Below are 22,439 nucleotides of genomic sequence, written 5' to 3' on the forward strand. Positions count from 1 at the left end.
AGAGCGACAAAATGGTGAAAACATTAAAAAACTGGATCGGCGGGGAATGGGTGGAGGCTTCGACCTCCGCAGCGGAGGCGGTTGTTAATCCGGCGACGGAGGAAACGATTGCGAATGTGCCTCTGTCTACGAAAGAAGATGTCGACAAAGCGGTTGCTGCGGCAAAGTCCGCTTTCCAAAGCTGGAGCAAAACACCTGTGCCGAAGCGCGCACGCGTGCTGTTCAAATATCAGCAGCTGCTCGTTGACCATTGGGAGGAGCTGGCTCAGCTCATCACAAGAGAAAACGGGAAAAGCTACAACGAAGCTTATGGCGAGGTGCTGCGCGGCATCGAATGCGTAGAATTCGCCGCGGGTGCTCCGAACCTGATGATGGGCAAGCAGCTGCCGGATATTGCTTCGCATATCGAATCGGGCATGTACCGCTATCCGATCGGCGTGATCGGAGGGATCACCCCGTTCAACTTTCCGATGATGGTGCCTTGCTGGATGTTCCCGCTCGCCATTGCATGCGGCAATACCTTCGTGCTGAAGCCGTCGGAGCGCACGCCGCTGCTTGCGGAACGTCTTGCAGAGCTGTTCGATGAAGCGGGCCTGCCTGCCGGCGTGCTGAATATCGTGCATGGGGCCCGTGATGTCGTGAATGGCATTCTGGAGCATAAGGATGTTGCCGGCGTATCATTCGTTGGCTCGCAGCCGGTCGCGGAGTATGTGTACAAAACCGGAACGGCGAACGGCAAGCGCGTGCAGGCATTGGCTGGCGCGAAAAACCACTCCATCGTGCTCCCTGACGCTGATCTTGAGCTTGCCGTCAAAGAAATCGTCAGCGCCGCTTTCGGCTCGGCGGGCGAACGCTGCATGGCCTGCGCGGTCGTCGTGGCGGTCGGAGAAGTGGGCGACCAGCTTGTAAGCAAGCTGACAGATGCCGCCAACCGCATTACGATCGGCAACGGCATGACAGAAAATGTGTTTCTCGGTCCGGTTATTCGCGGCGCCCATAAAGAAAGAACGCTTCATTATATTGAAACCGGCGAACAGGAAGGTGCTTTGCTCGTTCGCGATGGGCGGAAGGATTCGGCTGCCGATGGGGCGGGCTACTTTGTCGGGCCTACGATTTTTGATAACGTCGCTTGCGGCATGAAAATTTGGCAGGACGAGATATTTGCTCCCGTGCTGGCCGTCGTTCGCGCAGCTACGCTGGAAGAGGCGATTGCGATTGCGAATGAGTCCGATTTCGCCAACGGCGCCTGCTTGTTCACGACAAACGGCAGCAGCGTAAGGCAATTCCGCGAGACCATCGATGCAGGCATGCTCGGCATTAACTTAGGCGTACCGGCGCCAATGGCGTTCTTCCCGTTCTCAGGCTGGAAAAAATCATTCTATGGCGATCTCCACGCGAACGGCACCGATGGCGTTGAATTCTACACGCGCAAAAAAATGGTGACGGCACGTTGGTAGGCTGTCCACTTATACATTCATGCAGGCATAGCGAAGCGGGAGGAATAGCGAGATGACGAAGAAAGTAACGATCGGCATTATCGGAGCAGGGCGCATCGGCAAAATTCATGCCGACAACCTGCTCCGGCTGCCACAAGTACAGATTACAGCGGTAAGCGATCTGTTCGCAGGTCCAGAGCTTATAGAATGGGCGAGCGAACGGGGTATTGCCAAGGTAACGAAGGACAGCTCCGATATTATCAATGACCCGTCGATCGACGCGATATTCATTTGCTCCTCGACGGACACGCATGTTCCATTGATTAAAGAGGCGGCGAAAGCAGGCAAGCATGTGTTCTGCGAGAAGCCGCTCAGCATGGACATTGGCCGGACCCAAGAAGCCGTTCAAGCGGCGGAAGAAGCGGGAATCAAGCTGCAGATCGGTTTTAATCGGAGATTCGATCACAATTTCAAACGGGTGCGCGAGCATGTGCTCCTTGGCTCGGTCGGCACGCCTCATATCGTGAAAATCACCTCGCGCGACCCGAATCCACCGCATGAGGACTATATCCGAGTGTCCGGCGGCATATTTATGGACATGATGATCCATGATTTCGACATGGCGCGGTATCTCACGGGCAGCGAGGTAACGGAGGTATACGCGCAAGGCGGCGTTCTTATCAACCCGGTATTCGGCAAATACGGCGACGTTGATACGGCAATCGTTACGCTTCGCTTCGAGAACGGAGCGCTTGGCGTCATCGACAACAGCCGTCAAGCTGCTTATGGCTACGATCAGCGCGTCGAAGTGTTCGGCTCCAAAGGCAGCGTCGCTGCGGGCAATGACCATCCGAACACGACGGAGGTTAGTTCGGCGGAGGGCGTTACGCGGGACAAACCGCTTCATTTCTTTCTCGAGCGCTATAATGAAGCGTATATCGATGAAACGAGGCAGTTCATAGCGTGCTTGGCAGACGGGCAGCCGCTTCCCGTTACGGGCGAGGATGGCGTTAAAGCGGAGATGATCGCATTGGCTGCCAAGCTGTCGCATCAGCTCGGGCGTCCGGTCAAACTTAGCGAGGCGGCGCAGCTGAAACGGGAAGCGGAAGGGATGGAGAGCCATGTCTAGGTTAATCGTTAGGCCGAATGCACCGGACAGTGACGGCATCGTCCTTGCTGTTTCACCGGAATCCGCAGGCTGGGAATACGTCGGGTTTGAGGTAGCAAAGCTTGAAACAGGCCAGTCGCTGCTGCGCGATACCGGCAGCCTTGAATATTGCCTCGTGTTTTTGTCCGGCATCGCGAATGTAACCACGCAGGAGCAGAGCTGGGATCACGTCGGAGAGCGGATGAGCGTATTCGAGAACAAACCGCCTTACTCGGTATACGTTCCGAATGGAGACAGCTTCGAGGTGACGGCTGAGACTGCGGTGGAGCTTGCGATCTGCAGCGCTCCCGGCAAAGGCAGCTTTAAGGCGCGGCTTATCGAGCCATCGGCTTCCGCTCAAGAAAAGCGGGGCTATGGGAATTTGGAGCGGCAGATTTATAATATTTTGCCAGAGAGCGAGCCTGCAGACAGCCTGCTCGTTGTGGAGGTGATTACGCCGGAGGGACACTGGTCCAGCTACCCGCCCCACAAGCATGACCGTGACGCCATGCCGGAAGAGTCGCTGCTGGAAGAAACGTATTATTACAAAATCCAGCCGGAACAGGGATTTGCCGTGCAGCGGGTCTACACCGATAACCGTTCACTGGACGAGACGTTGATCGTAAAGAACGGTGAAACGGTGCTCGTGCCGGAAGGCTACCATCCCGTATCCGCCCCTCCGGGCTATGAAGTGTATTATTTGAACGTAATGGCGGGGCCTACGCGTGCTTGGAAATTCACTAATGATTCGGAGCATGCTTGGATCATGACGAAGCCGGAAGACCGCAAATAAGGACTGGGAGCAACAGTAGTTCGTACTCATTATTTAGATGCAAGTCGGAGCTGAACGCAATAAAACGGAGGGTCAGCAAGCGATCATCGCTTGCTGACCCTCCGTTTTTCGCGTCTACTGCTTAATCCAATAGTGTAATTGTAGGCTGGAAGCGCGAACGGGCTCCCCTTTCGTGCTGCAATCATGCACCGATGAACGCTTCCTTACCATGCATGCGGAGATGGCCTATCCGGGTAGGCGTTATTCCACTCAGCGACCGCGTCGCGCAGCGCGTCCCTGCCTCTTGGTATAAGCCATGAGGTAGGTGCGATAATATTCCCGGCATCGGAGCCGGCGCTTTTCTTCACATGGAGGTAGTTCGCCGATGTAGGCACCGGATGGTAATGGATTTCGATATTGTATACATTAATCCGCGGCACTCCAGGCGTGGAGTTATCCGGAATTTTTACGGTAGCGTAAATGTATACGGTGTCCTGGCTTACGTGTATTCCGCCTTCCGTAATGGTTGCCGAAGCAGGCTTTGAGGCAATCCAATTTTGGAGGATCGGATTTGTCGCTGCGGTTGTATATTCTACTGCCTGTTGAACGGTTTTTGTCCCGCCGGTGAACAGCAGTGCCGCTAGATTCTCCTTTGGCTCTTTTTTCTTTTTCTCTTTCTTTGGCGCTGGTACGGCCATCTCTTTCGATTCTTCCTTTGCTTTAGGGGCTGGCGGCGGAGCGGCTGCCGCTGCCGCTTCAGAAGCAAGCTTGGCCGTTTTGGCGGTTTCTGCCTTTGCGGCAACCGCTGTGATCCTTGCTTCCAAATCGTCGAGACTGGAAGCTGCTTTAAAGAGGTCGTCAAAAGTCAAATCATTGAATAGATAGAGCTCGGACATGATGCCTAGCTTTTTGCCGAAAAGCTCCCTTAGTTTTTTCAGTTTTGTTTTATCGCTTCTTGACGCTATATCTTCCTCCTCCAAACGCTGAATCGGCATAGAAGAGGATTTGGCTGCCATCAGCTGCCTTGCTGCGCCGTTGCCTGCCGTTCGCTGGAGCTGCATGAGCTGGGAAGAGGAGATCGCTCCGGATGGAGAAGTCATCAGCTGCATGGGCTGGGCGGAGTTGGGAGTACGGGACTGCTGCGATGATGCCGCCGTCTTTGTTGCAGGCTGCTGCGTAACTGAGCTTTTCAAAGGGATGCCTCCTAGTATGCGAAAATATAAGGCTTTATAGGTTTCACGCGATAAAGGGGATTCTTCTATTTCTACGAGAAACGGATCCCCTCCTCTTGCAGAGGACGGCAAAGCCGTTTCTTCTTGATACCGCATGCTTATCATAGATTCACAGTAGCATATATTGGAAAATCGCTCAATGTGGCTCCGGGAGCATTTCGAGCAAAGGCAATTCGTGAAGGTTTTGTTATTTATCTGTTATAATGAATAATCTCAATCAACGAATGAATGGAATTCGGATGCTAGGCGCAGCGGATTCCATGAACAGCGAGGAGCCTTCATTGTATGCCAGCTTTAAGATTGCTGCGAAGCTTTAATTTTCTTTATTTTGCTTTGCTTTCCATGTTTATTACGTTTCTACCCGTCTATTTGGACGAGCAGGGCCTTACGCCGGCCCAAATCGGATTCATCATCGGCACGGGAGGATTTGTCACCATCATCACACAGCCCCTATGGGGAATCATAAGCGACAGAACGAAGACGATCCGTAAAATATTGCTGCTGCTGCTCGTGATCTCCAGCATTACGGGGTATATGCTCTACAGCTCAAGCAGCTTCGTTTTGCTTATCCTGTTTGCGATGCTGCTTTACTTTTTCCTCATGCCGATTGACCCGTTGACGGAAAGCCTTAACTTCTCGATATCCGAAGCAGCAGGCGTCAGCTACGGCTCGATACGTACTTATGGCGCGTTAGGCTACGCGGTAACGTCGCTGCTCACGGGCTACGTGATGTCTTATTTCGGGGCGAACAGTCTCGCTTTGCTGTTCGTTGCGATTGGCGTTATCAGCTTTGCCACCAGCTGGCTGATGCCGGACGTTCCGGTGACAGGCAAGCCTGTCACGTTAAGCAGCCTAAAGCAATTTATTAGCAACAAAGAAACGCTGATGTTCCTTTTGCTCATCTTTATTTGCGCCGTTCCGGCACGGATGAACGATACGTTCCTTGGCATATACATCCGGGAGCTCGGAGGAGCGCCAGAGCTTGTTGGGTTAGCCTTCTTCTTGGCGGCGGGAAGCGAGATTCTCGTGTTTGCATTAAGCTTTTGGTGGCTGCGCAAGGGCAAGGAGATGCTGTTGATCGCCATTTCGGCTGCCTTTTTCTTCATTCGGTTTTTTATCTCGGCATGGATTACCGATCCGCATATGTTGGCGTATTTGCAAATTCTTCAGCTGCTCACGTTCCCGGTCTTCTATTCCGCAGCGATCCAGTATTTGTACCGGATCGTGCCAGTGGAGTGGCGGGCTACCGGCCAGACCGTGCTGGCGCTGCTTTTCTTCGGCGTATCGGGCATAATAGCCTCTTATTTGGGAGGCTCGCTCTACGACCTATTCGGTGCGAAAACGTTATACTTAACGATCGCTGCCATGTCATTTGCCGGCATGCTGTTCGGGTTCGTTCTGTACCGGGTTTATGAAAAGAAGGGGAAATCGGCAGCGGCATAGAGAATGCCGACCGCCTCGATAATGAGGCAATCGAAATATGCAAAAACAACCAACGCGCCGCAATGGCATGTTGGTTGTTTGCTTTAGCTTCTTTATTTCGTTAATCGGAAGGACAATGGCGTCGTCTCTCTGCTATTAGGACCGACAAAGACGGTGAAATCGCCGTTGTCGCTTGAATGGCTAAGGTCGGAGTGGTAGTAACGGAGCTGAGTCTCCGACAGCGTAAATACCATGTCTTGCGACTCGCCTGGCTCTAGCGCCACTTTACGGAAATCTTTCAGCTCCTTAACCGGCCGTACAACCTCGCCCGCCAAGTCACGCACATATAGCTGTACCGTTTCAACGCCTGCGACGCTGCCGATGTTGGTTACTTTCACGCGTACCTCAAGAGGCTGATCAATAACCATCTGCTCCGAGGAGATTCTCACGTCGCTGTATTCAAACGCCGTGTAGCTAAGGCCGAAGCCGAAAGGCAGCAGCGGCTCGTTCGGAATATCGAGGTATTGCGATACGTAGCGCACCTGGGCATCGGCCGCGCCTTGCGGGCGTCCGGTGTTGTAAGCATTGTAATAGACGGGCACCTGACCGACGCTGAATGGGAAGGACATGGTCAAGCGGCCTGACGGGTTAGCATCGCCGAATAGCAAATCCGCAACCGCATTGCCGCCTTCGCTGCCGGGGAACCAAGCTTCCAGAACAGCATCTGCTTCATGATAAACACCATGCAGGTCAAGCGGCCGTCCGTTGAAGAGCACGACGACGATTGGTTTATTAAGCGCACGGAGCTTGCGAATTAATTCGAGCTGAACCGCTGGCAGCTGGATGTTCGCGCGACAGCCCGCTTCACCGCTCATATCCGAATGCTCGCCGAGCGCAAGGACGATGACATCGGAGGCTTCAGCCGCCGCGCGCGCTTCTTCCCACTGCGCATCGGTTGCGGTCTCGATCCCGCAGCCGTCAGCGACGAGAAGCTCGCTTTCCGAGCGTAGCTTGCTTTTCATGCTGTCTGCCAAACGAACGACAGCGTCATGGGAGCCGGTCCATGACCAAGGACCAAGCAGATCGCCGCTGCGTGCGAAGGGACCGATTACCGCAATCCGCTGGCTCGCCTGAAGCGGTAGCGCGCCTTCGTTTTTGAGCAGGACACAGGATTTAACGGCTAGCGCAAGCGATGCTTCCCGGTGAGCGTCGCAGAATACGATTTCTTTCTCGCGCTCAGGATCAGCCGCGCGGTAAGGATTCTCGAACAAACCGAGCTTCTGCTTCAGCGTCAGAATACGCATAACCGCTTCGTCGATTAATGCTTCTTCGATTTCCTTGTTCTCTACCAGCTCGGAGAGATGCTTCGCGTAGCAGGATGTCATCATCTCAATGTCGACTCCGGCTTTCAATGCTTTGGCCGCAGCCTCGGATTCATCGGCTGCGATGCCGTGCGCGATCAGCTCTTTAACGGCTCCCCAGTCGGAGATGAGTATGCCGTCGAAGCCCCATTCCTCGCGGAGCAGCTTGCGCATCAGCTTGGCATTGCCTGTCGCGGCGATGCCATCGACCGTATTGAACGAGGTCATGACCATCTCGCAGCCTTCGTCCAGCGCAGCTTTGTAGCCTGGCAGATAAAACTCGTGAAGCTGGCGTTCCGAGAGGTCGACGGTGTTGTAGTCGCGGCCGCCCTCGGCTGCGCCATAAGCGGCAAAATGCTTGACGCATGCCGCCACTCTGTCCATGTCGCCCGCAAGGTCGGAGCCTTGGAAACCGCGGACGAAAGCCCGCGCGAACTCGGCGTTCAGATAGGGGTCTTCTCCCGTTGATTCCATCACGCGCCCCCAGCGAGGGTCGCGCACAAGGTCAACCATTGGCGCATACGTCACGTGAACGCCGGATACGGCTGCTTCCTTTGCGGCAATCTCGGCGCTAAGCTCTGCAAGCTCCAAATCCCAAGAGCAGCCAATCGCAAGCGGCACGGGGAAGATCGTTTTGAAGCCGTGCACGATATCTGCCATCATAAGCAGCGGAATGCCAAGGCGGTTGTTCTGCAAATGAATGCGCTGGACGTTGATGGTGTCCGCTGCACCGGCCATACCAAGCACGGAGCCGCTATTGCGGACCGTATCCTCCGTAATGCCGAGCGATTCCATAGGACCCGTAATGAGGCCGGCGTCTACTGCCCCTTCGTAGAAAGGGACGGCCAATTGAATCAGCTGGGCAATTTTCTCGTCCAGCGTCATTTGTGCCAGCAAATCAGGCAAAGAAACGGTTGAGCCCGTTTGCCGCTTGATTGGTTGTTTGGCTTGCTGCTCCGTTTGTTTCGTCATGTTGTTCGCAACCTCTCTTGATTATATAAGTGATTTCATTACGTTTGATGGCAGGCTGATGCTATTCCTTCACCGCGCCGATGACGATGCCTTTGACAAAATAACGCTGAAGGATCGGATACACGAGCAGAATAGGCAGCGCGCCGATGAAAATTTGCGAGGCCCGAAGCGTACGCTGCGATTTGTTGGCAACGATTGACGGATCGAACTTGCTCATATCCGCCTGTACGATAACCGTCTGCAGGAAGCTGGCAAGCGGCAGGTCCATCGATTCCTTGATATAGATCAAGCCATCGAAATAAGCATTCCAGTGCATGACCATCGTGAACAGGGAAATGGTGGCAATCGCTGGCATGGAGATCGGCAAATAGATGGATACGAAGCTTCTCAAGTGGCTGGCTCCGTCAATGAAGGCTGCTTCTTCCAGCTCTTTCGGCACGGTGCGGAAGAAGTTGAGCAGCAGGATGACGTTATACACGGATACCGTTACTGGAAGAATAAGGGCCATGAGCGTGTTCATAAGACCCAGCTTGAGTATGAGAATATAGCCTGGGATGAGTCCGCCGCTGAAGAGCATCGTTACCACGAAATACCATAGATAGATGTTTCTTGCCCGGAAGACACGGGTGTCCTTCGATAAGGCATAAGCCGCTACGGCATTGATGATCATGGCGAATGCCGTTCCGAGCACGGTCCGCTGCACCGATACCCAGAGGGAGGACAGGAAGTTCGCGTTCTCGAACGTTTTGGCATACGCCTCAAAGGTGAAGCCGACTGGCCAGAAAGTGACAAGCCCGGCATTCGCCGGAGCGGACGAGCTTAACGACACCATCAGCAAATGGTAGAGCGGCAGCAAACAGACGATCGAGATGACGGTGAGCAGCACATTATTGAAGATGCTGAATAGGCGGTAGGATACGGTTTTGTGGTACATGAGCGTTCACCCTTTCTAGAAGATCCTGTAGCCGGCGAATTTATAGGCTAAACGGTATGAGATTACGATTAGAATTAAACTAATGAATGATTTGAAGAAGCCAACGGCCGTTGCGAAGCTGAATTGTCCGCTTAGCAAGCCCTCGCGGTATACGAAGGTGTCGATAATATCGCCTTGCTGATAGATGAGCGGGCTGTAAAGGTTGAATACTTGGTCGAAATTGGCGTTGAGCACGTTGCCAAGCGCAAGCGTTGCGACAACGATAAGAATCGGGATAAGCGCCGGAATCGTAATATGCATCGTCTGCTTGATCCGGTTTGCCCCATCGACCTCGGCTGCTTCGTACAGAGCCGGATTGATGCCGGCAAGCGCCGCGAGGATGATGATCGTATTGAAGCCGAATTCCTTCCACACATCGCTGAATATAATCGTGAACCGGAACCAGAAGCCGTCTCCGAGGAAGAATATCGGCTTAATGCCGAATACGCCCGATAGAAATTGATTGACTAGGCCGGTCTGGGCAAGCACGTCGATCAGAATGCCGGAGAGCGTAACCCATGAAAGAAAGTGGGGCAAATATACGAGCGTTTGGATGGAGCGTTTGAGTCCCATATTCCGCACCTCGTTAAGCAGCAAGGCAAAGATAAACGGAATGGCCAAATTCATAATGATTTTGGAGCAGGCAAAAAATAGCGTATTCCATGTAATTTGCAGAAAATATTCGTTCTCAAGCATATAGCGGAAATGCTTCAGCCCAACCCAAGGCGAGCCGGATATGCCGAGCCCGGCTTTATAATCCTGAAAGGCCATAAGAAGTCCGGACATGGGAAGATAAGAAAAAACGAAGACCAGCAGAACGGCTGGAAGCACCATTAGATGAAGCATCCAGGGCTGTTTGTAGCCGCTGTCCTTTTTCGATTTCCGAGCAGCTTTAGGGTTTGGTTGCAATAGGGTATTAGAGTCCATAGTTCTCCCTTTCCGTAAAATCATATTTGTGTAACACTTGAAACCCTGATATAAATAGTAACAAAGTGCATCCGCACGAAACTATAAGACAATGTTAGGATTCATAGGTTTTTGTTAGGCAGAATCAGCCGGGGAGGATCGGAATATGGTACTACGCCAAAGCGCAGCGTACGTGAAGAAGAAGATGGGGCCGAGGTACAGCCTTTTCGTGAAAATGAATATTTTGATTCTGGTCCTATTCATTCCGATCATCATCTTGTTCACGTATTCCAATGAGATCGCAACGAATACGATCAGCAAGGAGCTTCGGGGCTCCAACATGAAGCAGCTCTCCTTTCTATCGAGCCAGATCGACTCGCGGATCAATCAAACGATCGATTTCGTCATTACGTTCTCCAAGGACCCGAATGTCGAGAAATTCAACGGCTTAAATATATGGGATGATCTTTACGACCGGATGCAGACGAGGTACGTCGTGCAGGAGAAGATGATGCTGCAGTCGGGGATTACGAACATTTGGCCCGTCACGTATACGGTTTATTCGCAGCAAAACAAAGAAGCGATATCCAACAGCAAGGATACGATCAAATACGACGAGGCGTACCTGAACGACAATATGACGGGAGCATGGACATACGGAGACGGCAGGGATAGCGTCCCGGACGATCAGCAATCATTCCATTGGTTTTATACGGATTCCTTTGGCCATCAAGGCGCGCTTAAAGGCAGCAATCTCGTCGTACAGGCGAGCTTTGGCCATGAGAATATCGAGAATATGCTGGATACGTACAAAGCGGGCGGGCAAGGCGACCCGATCTTTTACCGCCAAGGCGAGGCGCCGATCCTGAATCGGAGCGCTTCGAAGGAGCTGGCAAGCGAGCTGGTCGCCTTTCTGGACGGCAAGCAGCTGGAGGGAACCGAGCAAGAGGTCGTCCGTTTGGGGGATAAGAACTATTTGGTGAGCGCCGTGAAGTCGCCGCAGCTTGGTTGGTATTTGGTTGATAGCGTTCCGCTGGACCAAATGCTCGGACCGATGTCGTTCAGCCGGAACTTATTTTATTTGTCGATGGCCTTGCTGTTCGCCGTTGGCATATCCGCCTCGGTGCTGCTTTACCGCAACGTGCAGCGTCCGATTATTAAGCTGATTCGCGGTTTGCAGAGCGTACAGCGCGGCGATTTCTCCGTGCAGATAAAAGAAAAGGCAAGCAACGAGTTTTCCTTCCTCTTTTACCGGTTCAACGAAATGTCGCGGCAAATCCAGGACCTGGTCGAGAAGGTGCTTGGCGAGAAACTGCGGGCAAGGGAAGCGACGCTGAAGCAGCTGCAGGCGCAGATTAATCCTCATTTTCTCTATAACTGCCTAGGTTATATTATTAACATGGCCCAGATGAAGGAGCAGGAGGCCGTTGTATCGATGGCCTACAACCTGAGCGCATATTACCGCTATACGACGCGGATGGAGCGGCAAACGGGCTCCGTGGAGGAAGAGATTAAGCTCATCGTCAACTACTTGGATATTCAGAAGCTGCGCAACGAGCGGATTTACTACACCATCGATATTCAAGACGAGATGCTGAAGCAGCAGGTGCCGCGCTTGCTGATTCAGCCCGTTGTGGAGAATGCCGTCATTCATGGGGTTGCCAAAACCTATTCGTCGGGCGAGATTCGTATTAAGGGCGAAGTGTCGGAAGGCTTTTGCAAAATTTACATCGATGACGACGGTCCCGGCATGACGCCGGAGCAGCAGGAGGCGCTTAACCGCAAAATGAAAGAGCCGCTGCAGGAGGAAATGGGCTGCGGGCTATGGAATACGAACCAGCGCATCATGCATCAGTTTGGAGACGGCTCCTGCCTGCATTTCACCAAATCGCCGCTGGGAGGCTTCCGGACCGAGATCATCTGGCAGATGCCCGTTCCGGAAGAGCCGCGCCATCCACTTCACATAAAAGGGGAAACACAACATGCAGATGATCATCGTTGATGACGAAGCCCATTGGGTAGACAATTTGTCGATGCACAAGCCTTGGCATACGCTCGGCATTGAGCAGGTTCACAAAGCGTATTCCGCGCGGGAAGCGCTGCAGATTATCGAGACGCAGCCGATTGATATCGTCATTTCGGATATATTAATGCCGGAGATGACCGGGATCGAGCTGATCGAGAAAATTCGGGAAAGCGACAAGCGAATCAAATGCATTATTTTATCCGGCCATTCCGATTTCGAATATGCCAAGGAGGCATTGCGCCACAAGGCGGTAGAATATTTGCTGAAGCCGCCGACAGACGAGGAATTGTTCGGAGCGGTCAAGTCTGCCATCGAGCAATTGAAGGCGGAATGGGAGAGCATCAGCTCTCAGGAGCGTACGGAATATGCGCTGCGGGAAAATTTGCCGCTGCTGCGGGGGCAGCTGCTGCTGGATGCGCTGCGGGGAGCAAAGCTGCCTGCCGATGAATGGAGCCGGAAGCTGGAAAATTATCATTTGCCGATCCGATTCGGGGATTGTGCCTTGCTTCTCGTCCGGCTTGAGGAGGAGTTCGGCCAATACCGGAACAACGGCCAGCAGCTGATGGAATATGCGATTATTAACATTGCGGAAGAAATATTCGGCGAATTCACGGAAGTATGGGGCGTCAGGGAGGAGCACGGATATTTGGCCTTCCTGCTGCAGTTCAAGGACGAGTCGCAGGACATGAAGAAGGAGCAGCTGCTCGAGAAGCTGGCCGTGCAGCTGCAGGCCAAAGTGAAGCAATATTTGAGAGGCTCGCTTTCTATTGTCATTACGGAGCCATTCCGGTTTCCCGAACAGCTTGCCGACATTTACCGGAAAGCCGCATCCTCCTTTCGCCAGATCGTCGGCGATGAACGGGAATTCGTCATGCGGGCCAGCGAATTGGGGCAGCATGTGTCTGAAGGGGCTTTGGATGCGATCCATAGTCCGCCCACGATCAGCAATCTGCTCGAAGCCGGGCGGTGGGATGCGCTTGAGGAGAAGCTTGCGCATGTATTCGAGGAGCTGGACCTCAAATGGCCGGATTCATGGGAGCACTGCATGGAGGCGGGCTTCTTGATTGCTTCATCCTTTACCCATTATGCCCATCGCAACGGCCATAAGCTCGAGCAATTGTTAGGCGAGGACATGGAGCTGCTTCAGAGCGGGGAAGCTTTCGCTACGATCGGCAAGCTGCGCAATTGGTCGATGTCTGGGCTAGGCAAGCTGAAGGTAGGAACCGCGAATGAGGTTAACGATATCCGTTCCCATTACGTGAAGAAGGTGCAGGCTTTTACGGAAAAAAACCTGCATCTGGACGTATCGCTGCGCGCGCTTGCCGATCACGTTAACCTGCATACGACGCATTTGTCCAAAATTTACAAGATCGAAACCGGCGAAGGAATAAGCGATTACGTGTCGCGGCTTCGCATGGAACGCGCATGCCATCTGCTCAAAACGACGGATAAAAAGGTCTATGAGATCAGCACGGAAATCGGATATTTGGAGCCGGCATACTTTATAAAAGTGTTCAAACGCCAGTTCGGCGTGACGCCGCAGGATTACCGGATCGGTTCCTAACAACATGACAGAGTTCTATGGAAACTAACAAAGTCATATAGATGGCATCCCCTGCTGCTTGGTAAAGTAGCTTATGTGATCATCTTACTTCAAAGGGGACTGAAACATGAACAAACTTAGAAAATCATTAGTACTGCTCGTAGCAATGGCTTTCGTCGTCAGCGCATGCAGCGGGAATGCCGGCAAGGATGAGAATAAAGGCTCGGAAAATACCGGCTCGAATACAGGGACCTCGTCGGAAGCCGATGCAGCGTTCGCGAAAGGCAAATATGATCCTCCGATTGACATCAGCACGGTCATCATGCCGCGGAAATACACGAACGGCGACAGCAAGGAAAACAATGTCCACGACCGCTGGATGCTGGAGCAATTCGGCATGAAGCATAAGGATACTTGGTATCCGGCAGGCAACGACCAATACAAGCAAAAGCTTCAGCTTGCAATCGCTTCAGGCGAGAAGCTGCCTGATTTCGTATTCGTGCCGACGGATTCGATCTTAACGAACCAGCTCATCGATTCCGGACAATTCCTGCCGATTGACGAGCTGTTCGACAAGTATGCGAACCAAACGTGGAAAGACCACGCCGAGCAGCATCCCGAGCTTTGGTATCCCTTCACGAAGGACGGCAAGAAATGGAATGTGCCGATTCTTGAATATACGGACAACGATGACACGTTATTGTGGCTGCGCGAGGATTGGATGGAGAAGCTGAACCTTGAGGCGCCTAAGACGATTGCGGACCTCGATAACATTTTGGACAAATTCAAAAACGAGAATCCGGACGGATTAGCTGCTAAGGACGTATATCCGCTTGCGATCTCTTTGAAAAACAACACGAATACGTGGATGGGCTCGCTTGACTGGCTCTTCGGCGCATACGGTGCAGTGGAAGAGCAATGGAACAAGGATGCTGACGGCAACCTGGAGTACGGCTCCGTTAACCCAGGCGCGAAGCAAGCGCTTGCCAAGCTGAAGGAATGGATGGAGAAAGGCTATATTCACCCGGATGCGGCTTTGTGGGATGAAGGCAAGACAGCTGAAATTTGGACAAACGGCAAAGCTGGCGTCCTGCCGGGCGCGAACTGGGTACCGGACTGGCCGGCACCGGATCTGCTTAAGAACGTAGCAGGCTCCAAATACAAAGCGTATCCGATCCCGGCAGGTCCGGATGGCGCAATCGGAACGAAATGGCAAAATTCAGGCGTGAACAGCAGCTTTATGATTAACAAGGATGCCAAGCACCCGGAAGCATTTTTCATCTATTACAACTATTTGCTGGACAACTTGGCTAACCCTAAGGCTGGCGGGGCATACGAGTTCGGCTTCGCGAAAGGCTATGACTGGGATGAGGTAGACGGACAGCCAACGAACAACAAAGACAAAATTAAAGACTACAATAACGAATTTGCGTTTATTACGGGCCCGGCACGCATTCCTGATCTTTATATGAAAACGCTGGTTAAGCTTGCTGACGGCGCAGCGCCAGAAACGCCTTACGAGAAGCAGACTGCCGAATTCCGCAAGCCGGAAAACTGGTATTCCGCGAAAGTCGTGATGTCGCAAATCGATATTCGCAAGCAGAACTACTTTACGGGAGCGGCAACGCCTACCATGATTACCAAGTGGAGCCTTCTTCGCCAGTCGGAGCTGGAAACGTTCAACAAAATCATTTACGGCAAACTGCCGATCGACGCCTTTGATACTTTCGTAACGAATTGGAAAGCAAACGGCGGCGATCAAATTACGACGGAAGTGAACGACTGGTTTAAGTCGGTTTCGAAGTAATAAAGCGATCGTGAAGTGAATGGCCAAGTGCCGGCAAGACCGCAGGAGTGGTCTTGCCGGTTTTCTTATGCAAGCCGGCTTCACATATTCTTCATACTACACGAATATTGCGATAACAATTCACCGTTATAGTCATCCTAACAGCATATTTAGGGTAGAGACCACGAGAAAACCCAAACACGACGTTCTGTCAAAGACAGAACTCCGTGTTTGGGTTTTTTGTTATGCCATTCAACACGCTTGCAGATTATTAATATGGGCGTGACATCTCGCGAACAAAAGAGGTTTACAGTGATAAGCATTAAGGTTGAGGAGGAGAAAACATGGCTGAACATACGATGAACCAGCTTCCTATTATTGCATCAATCACGAAATCCGAACAAATCGGTGCGGTATTGAAAAGCCGTGTGCAGCGAGTAAATCTGATGACTGGCGATATCCTTAAGCTCTCTGGAATCGTTCGCGACCTGCATCAAGCAGGGAAAAAAGTGTACGTGCACATTGAAATGGTTAATGGCATTGGCAGGGATAATTCTGCCGTTCAATATTTGGCTGACACGTTTTCCATTGACGGCATTATTTCAACCAAAACCAATGCGATTGCCGCGGCAAGAAAAGCGGGAATCCGCTCCATCCAACGGATTTTTGCGATCGATACGGCCGCCGTTGAATCTGCGATCAAGATGGTTGGGCAATCGCATCCTGATGAAGTGGAGATTATGCCAGGCTTAATGCCGCGCGTGATTAGAGAGGTGAAGGAGAGGATTCATCACCCATTAATCGTAGGCGGATTGATTCGCAGCGAGGAAGAGATAAGGGAGATGCTCGCCAGCGGAGCTGATTACGTATCCATCGGAGACGCAAGGTTTTGGTAAGAACAGATCATTCCAGAGATGAGAGGTAAATGACCCATGCTCACACAAAAGTTAGGACGTTTTAGCGGATTCTTAAAACCATATGTATATCTAGCGCCTACCGTAGGCTTGCTGCTGCTATTTGTTTATTATCCGTTCCTTAAAACCGTATTGCTCAGCTTCAGCTTAACCTCACCGGCGGGTCAGCTCGTGAAATGGGTGGGATTGGACAACTATTATTCTATTTTCACAGCTCCTCCGTTCTATTCGATGCTTCTGGTCACGTTTAAGTTTTCTGCGGCAGTGATGTTCGCCTCGCTTATTGCCGGATTATTGCTTGCCCTGCTTGCTCAATCGGATGTCAGAGGGGGCTCGATCTTCAAAACCATATACACATTGCCGATGGCTGTTTCCTCCGCAGCCGTTGCCATTGTATTCAACTTCATTCTGCATCCGATGAACGGAATATTGAATCAGCTGCTCGGAACCGATACGAATTGGCTTAATTCCTCTGGCTGGTCTATGGCAGCGGTCATCGTGATTACCGTGTGGCAGAATGCCTCGTTGAACTACATTATTATTTTGGCAGCGATTAAAGGGGTAGACAACAGCCTGTATGAGGCAGCGAACGTCGATGGAGCGGGTTATTGGAAGAAACAGCTCATTGTGACATTGCCAAGCATATCTCCGACTTTGTTTTTTCTCATTATCATCAATGCGATCGTCTCCTTCCAGGCGTTTGCGCAAATTCACGTTTTAACGGCTGGCGGCCCTTATAACAGTACAACAATATTGAGCTACAGCATTTATATGGATGGTTTAAGGAAAAGCCAATACGGGCTCGCTTACGCGCAATCCGTTTTCTTATTCCTCGTTATTATGGTAATCACGCGCGTTCAATTTTATTTTGAGAAGAAGGTCACGTATTGATATGAGAAAGCAACTTCGTTCCTCCATGTGGATTTTGATTCATATCGCTGTCTGTCTCATTGTAGCCTTTCCGATTATTTATGCTTTTTTAATCAGTCTCATGTCACCGGCACAAATGTACGAGGAAGGCATTCAATTGTTCGCTAATCCGATTCATCTGGCAAATTATGCGGATGCTTTCTCTATGGTGCCGCTGCTCCGGTTTTTCTCGAACTCAGTGTTTGTATCGTTGGTGATAACCCTGTTGCAGCTCGCTGTCGGGATATTGGCAGCATTCGCATTTACGTTCTTTGACTTCAAAGGAAAAAGTGTTTTGTTTTACCTGGTTCTATCTACGATGATGATCCCGGCACAATCAATCGTACTTTCGAACTTCACGATCATCAGCCAATTGAATCTGATGGACACGTATACGGCACTCATTATTCCTTCGGCCGCGTCGGCCTTCACTGTTTTTAATTTAAGGCAAAGCTTTATGCGCCAGCCTTCTGAGCTGAGAGAAGCTGCTCAAATGGACGGCTGCTCTGACTTTAGGTTCATGTGCCAGATCGTTGTTCCGATCAATCGCCCGATGATCAGCTCTTGCGCCATTATTGACTTCATCTTTTCATGGAATGATTATTTATGGCCGCTGCTCGTTACGAACGACATTAGTAAACGCACGGTTCAAATTGGAATATCGATGATGAGTGACACGTTCTCGACAACCTACGGTCCGATTATGGCAGCAGTGTCGATCACGTTCCTACCGATGGTCGTTACGGTTTATTTAGGCCAGAAACAGCTCATATCCGGTCTTTCATCGGGTGCCGTTAAAGCATAGAAATTGGGGTTGGTTAGCTGAGGAAAGGAGGTGATGCGCGAGGGCAGAGTGATGAATAATGGGATTTCCGCTTTATTTTATAGATGAAAGGAATGACGAGAGAGGAGATGGACCAGATGACAGCCATTAAAAATATTGCCACGATGGGCTTCAGCGCCGCATATCCTGAGAATACGATGCTTGCCCTTGTACAAGCGCTCAAAGCAGGTGCAGACACATTGGAAGTCGATGTCCAGCTAACCAAAGATGGCGTTGTTGTGGTAAGCCATGATCATCAAGTCGATCGGATGACAGACGGCGCAGGCGCGATCAGCGATTACACATACGAGCAGCTAAGGCGCTTTAATGCAGCCTCGCGCTTTATGGGCCGCAGTGAGTTCCAATCTAGTGGCTATCGCTCCAAAGGCTTCGAGCATTTATCCTTTACTCCAGCCGTAGATGCGAGGATGCTGACGAACATAACGTTTCAACCGATACCTAGGCTAGTGGATGTACTCGCGCTTCTGCAAACGGGCAAAGCCTCTTTGATTATCGAAATAAAAAGCCATGAAGGTGCGAATGCCGGAATCGGCGAGCAGGTTTGCGAGCTCATTAAGCAGCATGGATTAGAGAAACGATGCTATATCTCCTCATTTAATCATGCTTATATTCACGAGCTGAGCGTCAAGGAGCCTAGCATTTCCTATTCCATTATGTTCGTGGGGCAGCTGTTCGAAGCTGGGAAATATGCGAAGGAGCTTGGAGCAGCAGCCCTGCAAAATTGTTTGATTAGCGCAGAGGATACCGCCGTAACCGCTAAGTCCTGCAGAGCAAATGGCATTGAGCTATTTGTGTGGTCGATGGGGCGAACGGATACGCGGGTCTATAATGAGCAGCTTGTGGATTACGGCGTTCATGGCATTATTACGCACAATCCTGAATTGTTAAGCGCGGTACTCAAGAATCAAGCACGCATTTAGAAGTTAATGAGGCAATAAACAACTAATCATTCCTATTTATAATCCCCTATATGAGACAGGAGCATAAAAGATATGAAAAAAGGAATTGCATTATTAATAGCGCTAGGTTTGTTGCTTATGGTTGCTGCTTGCTCGGGTAACAGCGCGAAGGTAGCGAACGAGTCGAATTTAGGCACGGATGCAGGAACGAATTCAGGCACCAATGCGGCTGTACCGGAGAGCAATGGAAAACCGACTGAAATTGTTTTTTGGAATTCGTTCACCGGGGAAATTTATAAGTCGCTTGAAGAAATTATTGCGGACTATAATAATTCGCAAGACAAAGTTCATGTGACAAGCCAGTTCCAAGGGACATACGATGAAACGCTGACGAAGTTCAAATCTTCCATGGCAAGCGGATCGGGTCCCGATGTGCTGCATATGTATGAAGCGGGAACCCGCTATATGATTGACAGCGGCTACGCTTTGCCGGTTGAGGATTTTGCCAAAGAATCAAACTTCGACCTGAATCAACTAAACGACATGGCTAGATCCTATTATACGATTGATAGCAAATTATGGTCCATGCCGTTCAATTACGGACAAGCGTTATTGTTCTACAACAAAACGGCGTTTGAAGAGGCTGGCCTTGATCCAAATGCGCCTCCCCGCACTTACAAAGAGTTTGAGGAATATGCAGATAAATTAATGATTAAAGACGGCAGCAAGGTTACCCGCTATGGCGCAACGATTGCGGTATACGGCTGGTTTATGGAGCAGCTAATTGCTGGACAAGGCAAATTCTACGTAAATAGCGACAATGGTCGTTCTGGTAGGGCAACGGGGCTTGATGCAGATGCGAATGAGGCATTGCTGAACGTGTTCACGAACTGGAAAGCATTCACGGACAAAGAAAGCGTCGTTGACTTTGGGAAAAACTTATCTTCAGGCTATCAATCCTTTACAGCGGGCAAGATTGCAATGCTTCCCTTTGTTTCCGGCTATTACAATTATGCAAAGCAAGCCATTAACGGTGCGTTCGAGCTGGGCGTAGGCTATTTCCCTATGCTGGAGAAAACCGAAAAGGGCGGTTCTTTGCTAGCAGGCGCATCATTCTGGTTAATTGATCATGCGGATGAGGCTAAGAAAAAAGCTTCATGGGACTTTATGCAGTACATGGCTTCGCCAGAGGTACAGGCAAAATGGACGTTAAAAACAGGCGATATTGCGATTAACAAAAAATCGTACGAGCTGGCGGTGGTGAAAGCGTATCTGGAAGGCAATCCGGCCATTCAAGTTGCGTTGGAGCAGGAGTCTGCTTATCCGAACAATTCTTACACGCAGGGTGCCGTATTTGGGGTAATGCCTGAGGCGCGTCTCAGCTTCGAGGAAAATATGGATGCAGTCATTGCTGGCGTTCAGACGCCGCAGCAAGCGGTAGATAAATTCTCGGCTCAGGTTGGCAAATCACTGAAAGATTATAATACGAGCATGGGCAAATAAGAGAAAGGGAGGCACACAATGTTTCGAACTAAAAATATTGCAGCGATGGGCTATAGCGGAATCTATCCAGAAAACACGATGCTGGCTTATCGGAAAGCACTTGGGGCAGGTGCAGACGGCATTGAGGTCGATGCCCATCTTACGAAGGATAATGTCGTTGTCCTCTGTCATGATGAGCAGATCGACCGTACAACGGACGGTACAGGCAAGATAAGGGACTTCACGTATGAAGAACTAAGCCATTACAATGCTTCCCATTCGTATATGAATCCTGAGACTGCTGCCGTAGCACAGCTATTTGTATCCCAGCCAAGGCAGACGGAAAAGGCGGATGAAATAGGCTTTCAGTCGATTCCCAAGCTGGAAGAGCTGCTGGAATTGGCGAAGGAAACAGGTCGCTCTCTTATCGTGGAGATGAAGGGAACGGCGGCATTATATCCGGGCATGGGAGAAGCGATTGCTGAATTGATCATGGAGCATGGATTGGAGCAGCAATGCAGCATCTCAAGCTTCAGCCATCATTATATCTACGAGCTTAGCCAGCAATATCCGAGTGTTTCGTTCGCTGCTGTAACGACAGTCGACCAGCTATACAGACCAGCGGAGTATTTGAAGAAGCTTCAGGCCAAACAAATTCATCCGTATTCAACTGCTGTTACCGAAGAGCTGGTCGAAGCCTGTCATAGGGATGGAATTGAAGTCATTGCTTGGTCCGTAGGTGAGACGGATGAAGAAGCAGGCATTCAGAAGCTAATCGAGCTTGGCGTCGATGGCATTATGACTCATTATCCGCCGCGTATGCATAAAATAGGTCAGGCATGAATCAAAAAACGATCATTATCGCGCATCGTGGCGCATCTGGAGAAGCGCCGGAAAACACGATGGCCGCCTTTCTATTAGCCGAGGAGCAAGGTGCCGAAGGGATGGAGCTCGACATTCACCTGTCAGCCGATGGAGAAATTATCGTGTGCCATGATGCGGCTGTGGATCGAACGACCAACGGATCAGGACGAATTGAAGGCCTGACCGTACCCGAATTGAAAGAACTGGACGCTGGCAGCTGGTTTCATTCTAAATTTCAAGCCGAACAGCTTCCGTTGCTAGAAGAAGTGTTCTCTGTCCTGAAGCCTGAGACGTTCCTTAATATTGAAGTGAAATGTTCGTACAGCGAGCTTCTGGAGAAGCGTTTAATGGAGCTTGTGCGGCAATACCGCCGGCTGGAGCATGTTGTGGTCTCTTCCTTTGAGCACAAAACATTGGTTAAGCTCAAGAAGCAGACCCCCGAGCTGCGAATCGGTTTATTGTACTCTGCAAACTTCCAAAGTCATTCGCTTATGGCTGCATCATCAGGAGTGGCGGTATATTCCTTGCATCCGAATTATGAGTGGTTAGACGCTGAGGATATTGTTGAAGCGATGCAGCAGGGACTTAAGGTTTATCCTTATACCATCAATAGTGAAGCGGACGGAAAGGCTTTATTCGAAGCGAAGGCATCGGGCGTCATCACGGATTATCCTGCGAGGATAAAAGTAGTTCGGGATTCGTTATATTGAATGGATATGAAGATGTTTATTTCAACAGCAGAAGCAGCCTTCCTTGGTTTTAGGGAGGGCTGCTTTGTTGTGTAATCTTGCCTTACTAAAGTAGAAGGAAGGCATATTTTCAAAGTTATTCTAAGCAGCAGCTGAATTGTGTTTTGCATTTATTGTTGCATGTGAAGCTTGCTGGCTTTATCTTGTTCCATCTGTTTGGATGAGACCGCGTATACAGCCTCGACTGCCCCTTTTTTAAAAC

18 protein-coding genes are annotated in these 22,439 nt (G+C 50.8%); 14 read left to right on the plus strand and 4 right to left on the minus strand.

What is annotated here, in order from left to right; translation table 11 throughout:
• Positions 1–11: 11 nt before the first annotated feature.
• From AC0YN3_RS07440 to iolB, 3 genes are read left to right on the plus strand one after another with little or no spacing between them, the layout of a single operon-like run.
• A complete protein-coding gene (locus AC0YN3_RS07440; RefSeq protein ID WP_475774485.1) occupies positions 12–1,457 on the plus strand; it encodes a CoA-acylating methylmalonate-semialdehyde dehydrogenase in 1,446 nt (481 codons plus the stop codon).
• Between the two features lie 52 nt (positions 1,458–1,509).
• Positions 1,510–2,565, plus strand: coding sequence for an inositol 2-dehydrogenase (iolG, locus tag AC0YN3_RS07445; RefSeq protein ID WP_475774486.1), 1,056 nt, complete (start codon positions 1,510–1,512; stop codon positions 2,563–2,565).
• Positions 2,558–3,376 (plus strand): 5-deoxy-glucuronate isomerase, encoded by an 819-nt coding sequence (iolB, locus tag AC0YN3_RS07450; protein WP_475774487.1) that lies wholly within the window; start codon positions 2,558–2,560, stop codon positions 3,374–3,376. Before iolG ends, iolB begins: the two co-directional genes overlap by 8 nt.
• Positions 3,377–3,579: 203 nt before the next feature.
• Here iolB and AC0YN3_RS07455 read toward each other — a convergent pair whose 3' ends face one another.
• Positions 3,580–4,548, minus strand: coding sequence for a hypothetical protein (locus tag AC0YN3_RS07455; RefSeq protein WP_475774488.1), 969 nt, complete (start codon positions 4,546–4,548; stop codon positions 3,580–3,582).
• A 324-nt stretch (positions 4,549–4,872) separates the two neighbouring features.
• Here AC0YN3_RS07455 and AC0YN3_RS07460 point away from each other — a divergent pair, with 324 nt between their 5' ends.
• The gene (locus AC0YN3_RS07460) at positions 4,873–6,030 is read left to right on the plus strand and encodes an MFS transporter (protein ID WP_475774489.1); all 1,158 of its coding nucleotides are present in this window, start codon (positions 4,873–4,875) and stop codon (positions 6,028–6,030) included.
• Between the two features lie 92 nt (positions 6,031–6,122).
• Here the strand turns inward: AC0YN3_RS07460 and AC0YN3_RS07465 are convergent, their stop codons facing one another.
• The 3 genes from AC0YN3_RS07465 to AC0YN3_RS07475 all read right to left on the minus strand — a co-directional run bounded on the left by AC0YN3_RS07465 (position 6,123) and on the right by AC0YN3_RS07475 (position 10,242).
• On the minus strand, positions 6,123–8,255 hold the full coding sequence (locus AC0YN3_RS07465) for a glycoside hydrolase family 3 N-terminal domain-containing protein (protein WP_475775096.1): 2,133 nt from the start codon (positions 8,253–8,255) through the stop codon (positions 6,123–6,125).
• Between the two features lie 148 nt (positions 8,256–8,403).
• A complete protein-coding gene (locus AC0YN3_RS07470; RefSeq protein ID WP_475774490.1) occupies positions 8,404–9,276 on the minus strand; it encodes a carbohydrate ABC transporter permease in 873 nt (290 codons plus the stop codon).
• A gap of 15 nt (positions 9,277–9,291) precedes the next feature.
• The gene (locus tag AC0YN3_RS07475) at positions 9,292–10,242 is read right to left on the minus strand and encodes an ABC transporter permease (RefSeq protein ID WP_475774491.1); all 951 of its coding nucleotides are present in this window, start codon (positions 10,240–10,242) and stop codon (positions 9,292–9,294) included.
• Positions 10,243–10,387: 145 nt separating this feature from the next.
• On the opposite strand from AC0YN3_RS07475, the gene AC0YN3_RS07480 reads away from it, so the two are divergent.
• The 10 genes from AC0YN3_RS07480 (at position 10,388) to AC0YN3_RS07525 (ending at position 22,198) form a co-directional block, all read left to right on the plus strand.
• The gene (locus AC0YN3_RS07480; protein WP_475774492.1) at positions 10,388–12,223 is read left to right on the plus strand and encodes a sensor histidine kinase; all 1,836 of its coding nucleotides are present in this window, start codon (positions 10,388–10,390) and stop codon (positions 12,221–12,223) included.
• The gene (locus AC0YN3_RS07485) at positions 12,204–13,811 is read left to right on the plus strand and encodes a response regulator (protein WP_475774493.1); all 1,608 of its coding nucleotides are present in this window, start codon (positions 12,204–12,206) and stop codon (positions 13,809–13,811) included. The genes AC0YN3_RS07480 and AC0YN3_RS07485 overlap by 20 nt, the downstream gene beginning before the upstream one ends.
• Positions 13,812–13,917: 106 nt before the next feature.
• Positions 13,918–15,597: a type 2 periplasmic-binding domain-containing protein gene (locus AC0YN3_RS07490; protein ID WP_475774494.1), complete on the plus strand. Its 1,680-nt coding sequence runs from the start codon at positions 13,918–13,920 to the stop codon at positions 15,595–15,597.
• Positions 15,598–15,920: 323 nt separating this feature from the next.
• On the plus strand, positions 15,921–16,472 hold the full coding sequence (locus AC0YN3_RS07495; protein WP_475774495.1) for a glycerol-3-phosphate responsive antiterminator: 552 nt from the start codon (positions 15,921–15,923) through the stop codon (positions 16,470–16,472).
• A gap of 36 nt (positions 16,473–16,508) precedes the next feature.
• A complete protein-coding gene (locus AC0YN3_RS07500) occupies positions 16,509–17,381 on the plus strand; it encodes a carbohydrate ABC transporter permease (RefSeq protein WP_475774496.1) in 873 nt (290 codons plus the stop codon).
• A gap of 1 nt (position 17,382) precedes the next feature.
• Complete coding sequence (locus AC0YN3_RS07505; protein ID WP_475774497.1) at positions 17,383–18,204, plus strand: carbohydrate ABC transporter permease; 822 nt, start codon at positions 17,383–17,385, stop codon at positions 18,202–18,204.
• A gap of 116 nt (positions 18,205–18,320) precedes the next feature.
• Positions 18,321–19,163: a glycerophosphodiester phosphodiesterase gene (locus AC0YN3_RS07510; RefSeq protein ID WP_475774498.1), complete on the plus strand. Its 843-nt coding sequence runs from the start codon at positions 18,321–18,323 to the stop codon at positions 19,161–19,163.
• Positions 19,164–19,235: 72 nt separating this feature from the next.
• Positions 19,236–20,645: an ABC transporter substrate-binding protein gene (locus AC0YN3_RS07515; RefSeq protein ID WP_475774499.1), complete on the plus strand. Its 1,410-nt coding sequence runs from the start codon at positions 19,236–19,238 to the stop codon at positions 20,643–20,645.
• A gap of 18 nt (positions 20,646–20,663) precedes the next feature.
• On the plus strand, positions 20,664–21,467 hold the full coding sequence (locus tag AC0YN3_RS07520) for a glycerophosphodiester phosphodiesterase (protein ID WP_475774500.1): 804 nt from the start codon (positions 20,664–20,666) through the stop codon (positions 21,465–21,467).
• Positions 21,464–22,198 (plus strand): glycerophosphodiester phosphodiesterase, encoded by a 735-nt coding sequence (locus AC0YN3_RS07525; protein ID WP_475774501.1) that lies wholly within the window; start codon positions 21,464–21,466, stop codon positions 22,196–22,198. Before AC0YN3_RS07520 ends, AC0YN3_RS07525 begins: the two co-directional genes overlap by 4 nt.
• Positions 22,199–22,439: the final 241 nt, after the last annotated feature.

The sequence above is a fragment of the Paenibacillus sp. J22R232 genome, assembly GCF_056269165.1.

Excerpts from the sequence above, each read along its gene's own strand:
- AC0YN3_RS07440 (WP_475774485.1), top strand. The coding sequence starts at position 12 with ATGGTGAAAACATTAAAAAACTGGATCGGCGGGGAATGGGTGGAGGCT.
- iolG (WP_475774486.1), top strand. The coding sequence starts at position 1,510 with ATGACGAAGAAAGTAACGATCGGCATTATCGGAGCAGGGCGCATCGGC.
- iolB (WP_475774487.1), top strand. The coding sequence starts at position 2,558 with ATGTCTAGGTTAATCGTTAGGCCGAATGCACCGGACAGTGACGGCATC.
- AC0YN3_RS07460 (WP_475774489.1), top strand. The coding sequence starts at position 4,873 with ATGCCAGCTTTAAGATTGCTGCGAAGCTTTAATTTTCTTTATTTTGCT.
- AC0YN3_RS07465 (WP_475775096.1), bottom strand. The coding sequence starts at position 8,255 with ATGACGCTGGACGAGAAAATTGCCCAGCTGATTCAATTGGCCGTCCCT.
- AC0YN3_RS07470 (WP_475774490.1), bottom strand. The coding sequence starts at position 9,276 with ATGTACCACAAAACCGTATCCTACCGCCTATTCAGCATCTTCAATAAT.
- AC0YN3_RS07475 (WP_475774491.1), bottom strand. The coding sequence starts at position 10,242 with ATGGACTCTAATACCCTATTGCAACCAAACCCTAAAGCTGCTCGGAAA.
- AC0YN3_RS07480 (WP_475774492.1), top strand. The coding sequence starts at position 10,388 with ATGGTACTACGCCAAAGCGCAGCGTACGTGAAGAAGAAGATGGGGCCG.
- AC0YN3_RS07485 (WP_475774493.1), top strand. The coding sequence starts at position 12,204 with ATGCAGATGATCATCGTTGATGACGAAGCCCATTGGGTAGACAATTTG.
- AC0YN3_RS07490 (WP_475774494.1), top strand. The coding sequence starts at position 13,918 with ATGAACAAACTTAGAAAATCATTAGTACTGCTCGTAGCAATGGCTTTC.
- AC0YN3_RS07495 (WP_475774495.1), top strand. The coding sequence starts at position 15,921 with ATGGCTGAACATACGATGAACCAGCTTCCTATTATTGCATCAATCACG.
- AC0YN3_RS07500 (WP_475774496.1), top strand. The coding sequence starts at position 16,509 with ATGCTCACACAAAAGTTAGGACGTTTTAGCGGATTCTTAAAACCATAT.
- AC0YN3_RS07505 (WP_475774497.1), top strand. The coding sequence starts at position 17,383 with ATGAGAAAGCAACTTCGTTCCTCCATGTGGATTTTGATTCATATCGCT.
- AC0YN3_RS07510 (WP_475774498.1), top strand. The coding sequence starts at position 18,321 with ATGACAGCCATTAAAAATATTGCCACGATGGGCTTCAGCGCCGCATAT.
- AC0YN3_RS07515 (WP_475774499.1), top strand. The coding sequence starts at position 19,236 with ATGAAAAAAGGAATTGCATTATTAATAGCGCTAGGTTTGTTGCTTATG.
- AC0YN3_RS07520 (WP_475774500.1), top strand. The coding sequence starts at position 20,664 with ATGTTTCGAACTAAAAATATTGCAGCGATGGGCTATAGCGGAATCTAT.
- AC0YN3_RS07525 (WP_475774501.1), top strand. The coding sequence starts at position 21,464 with ATGAATCAAAAAACGATCATTATCGCGCATCGTGGCGCATCTGGAGAA.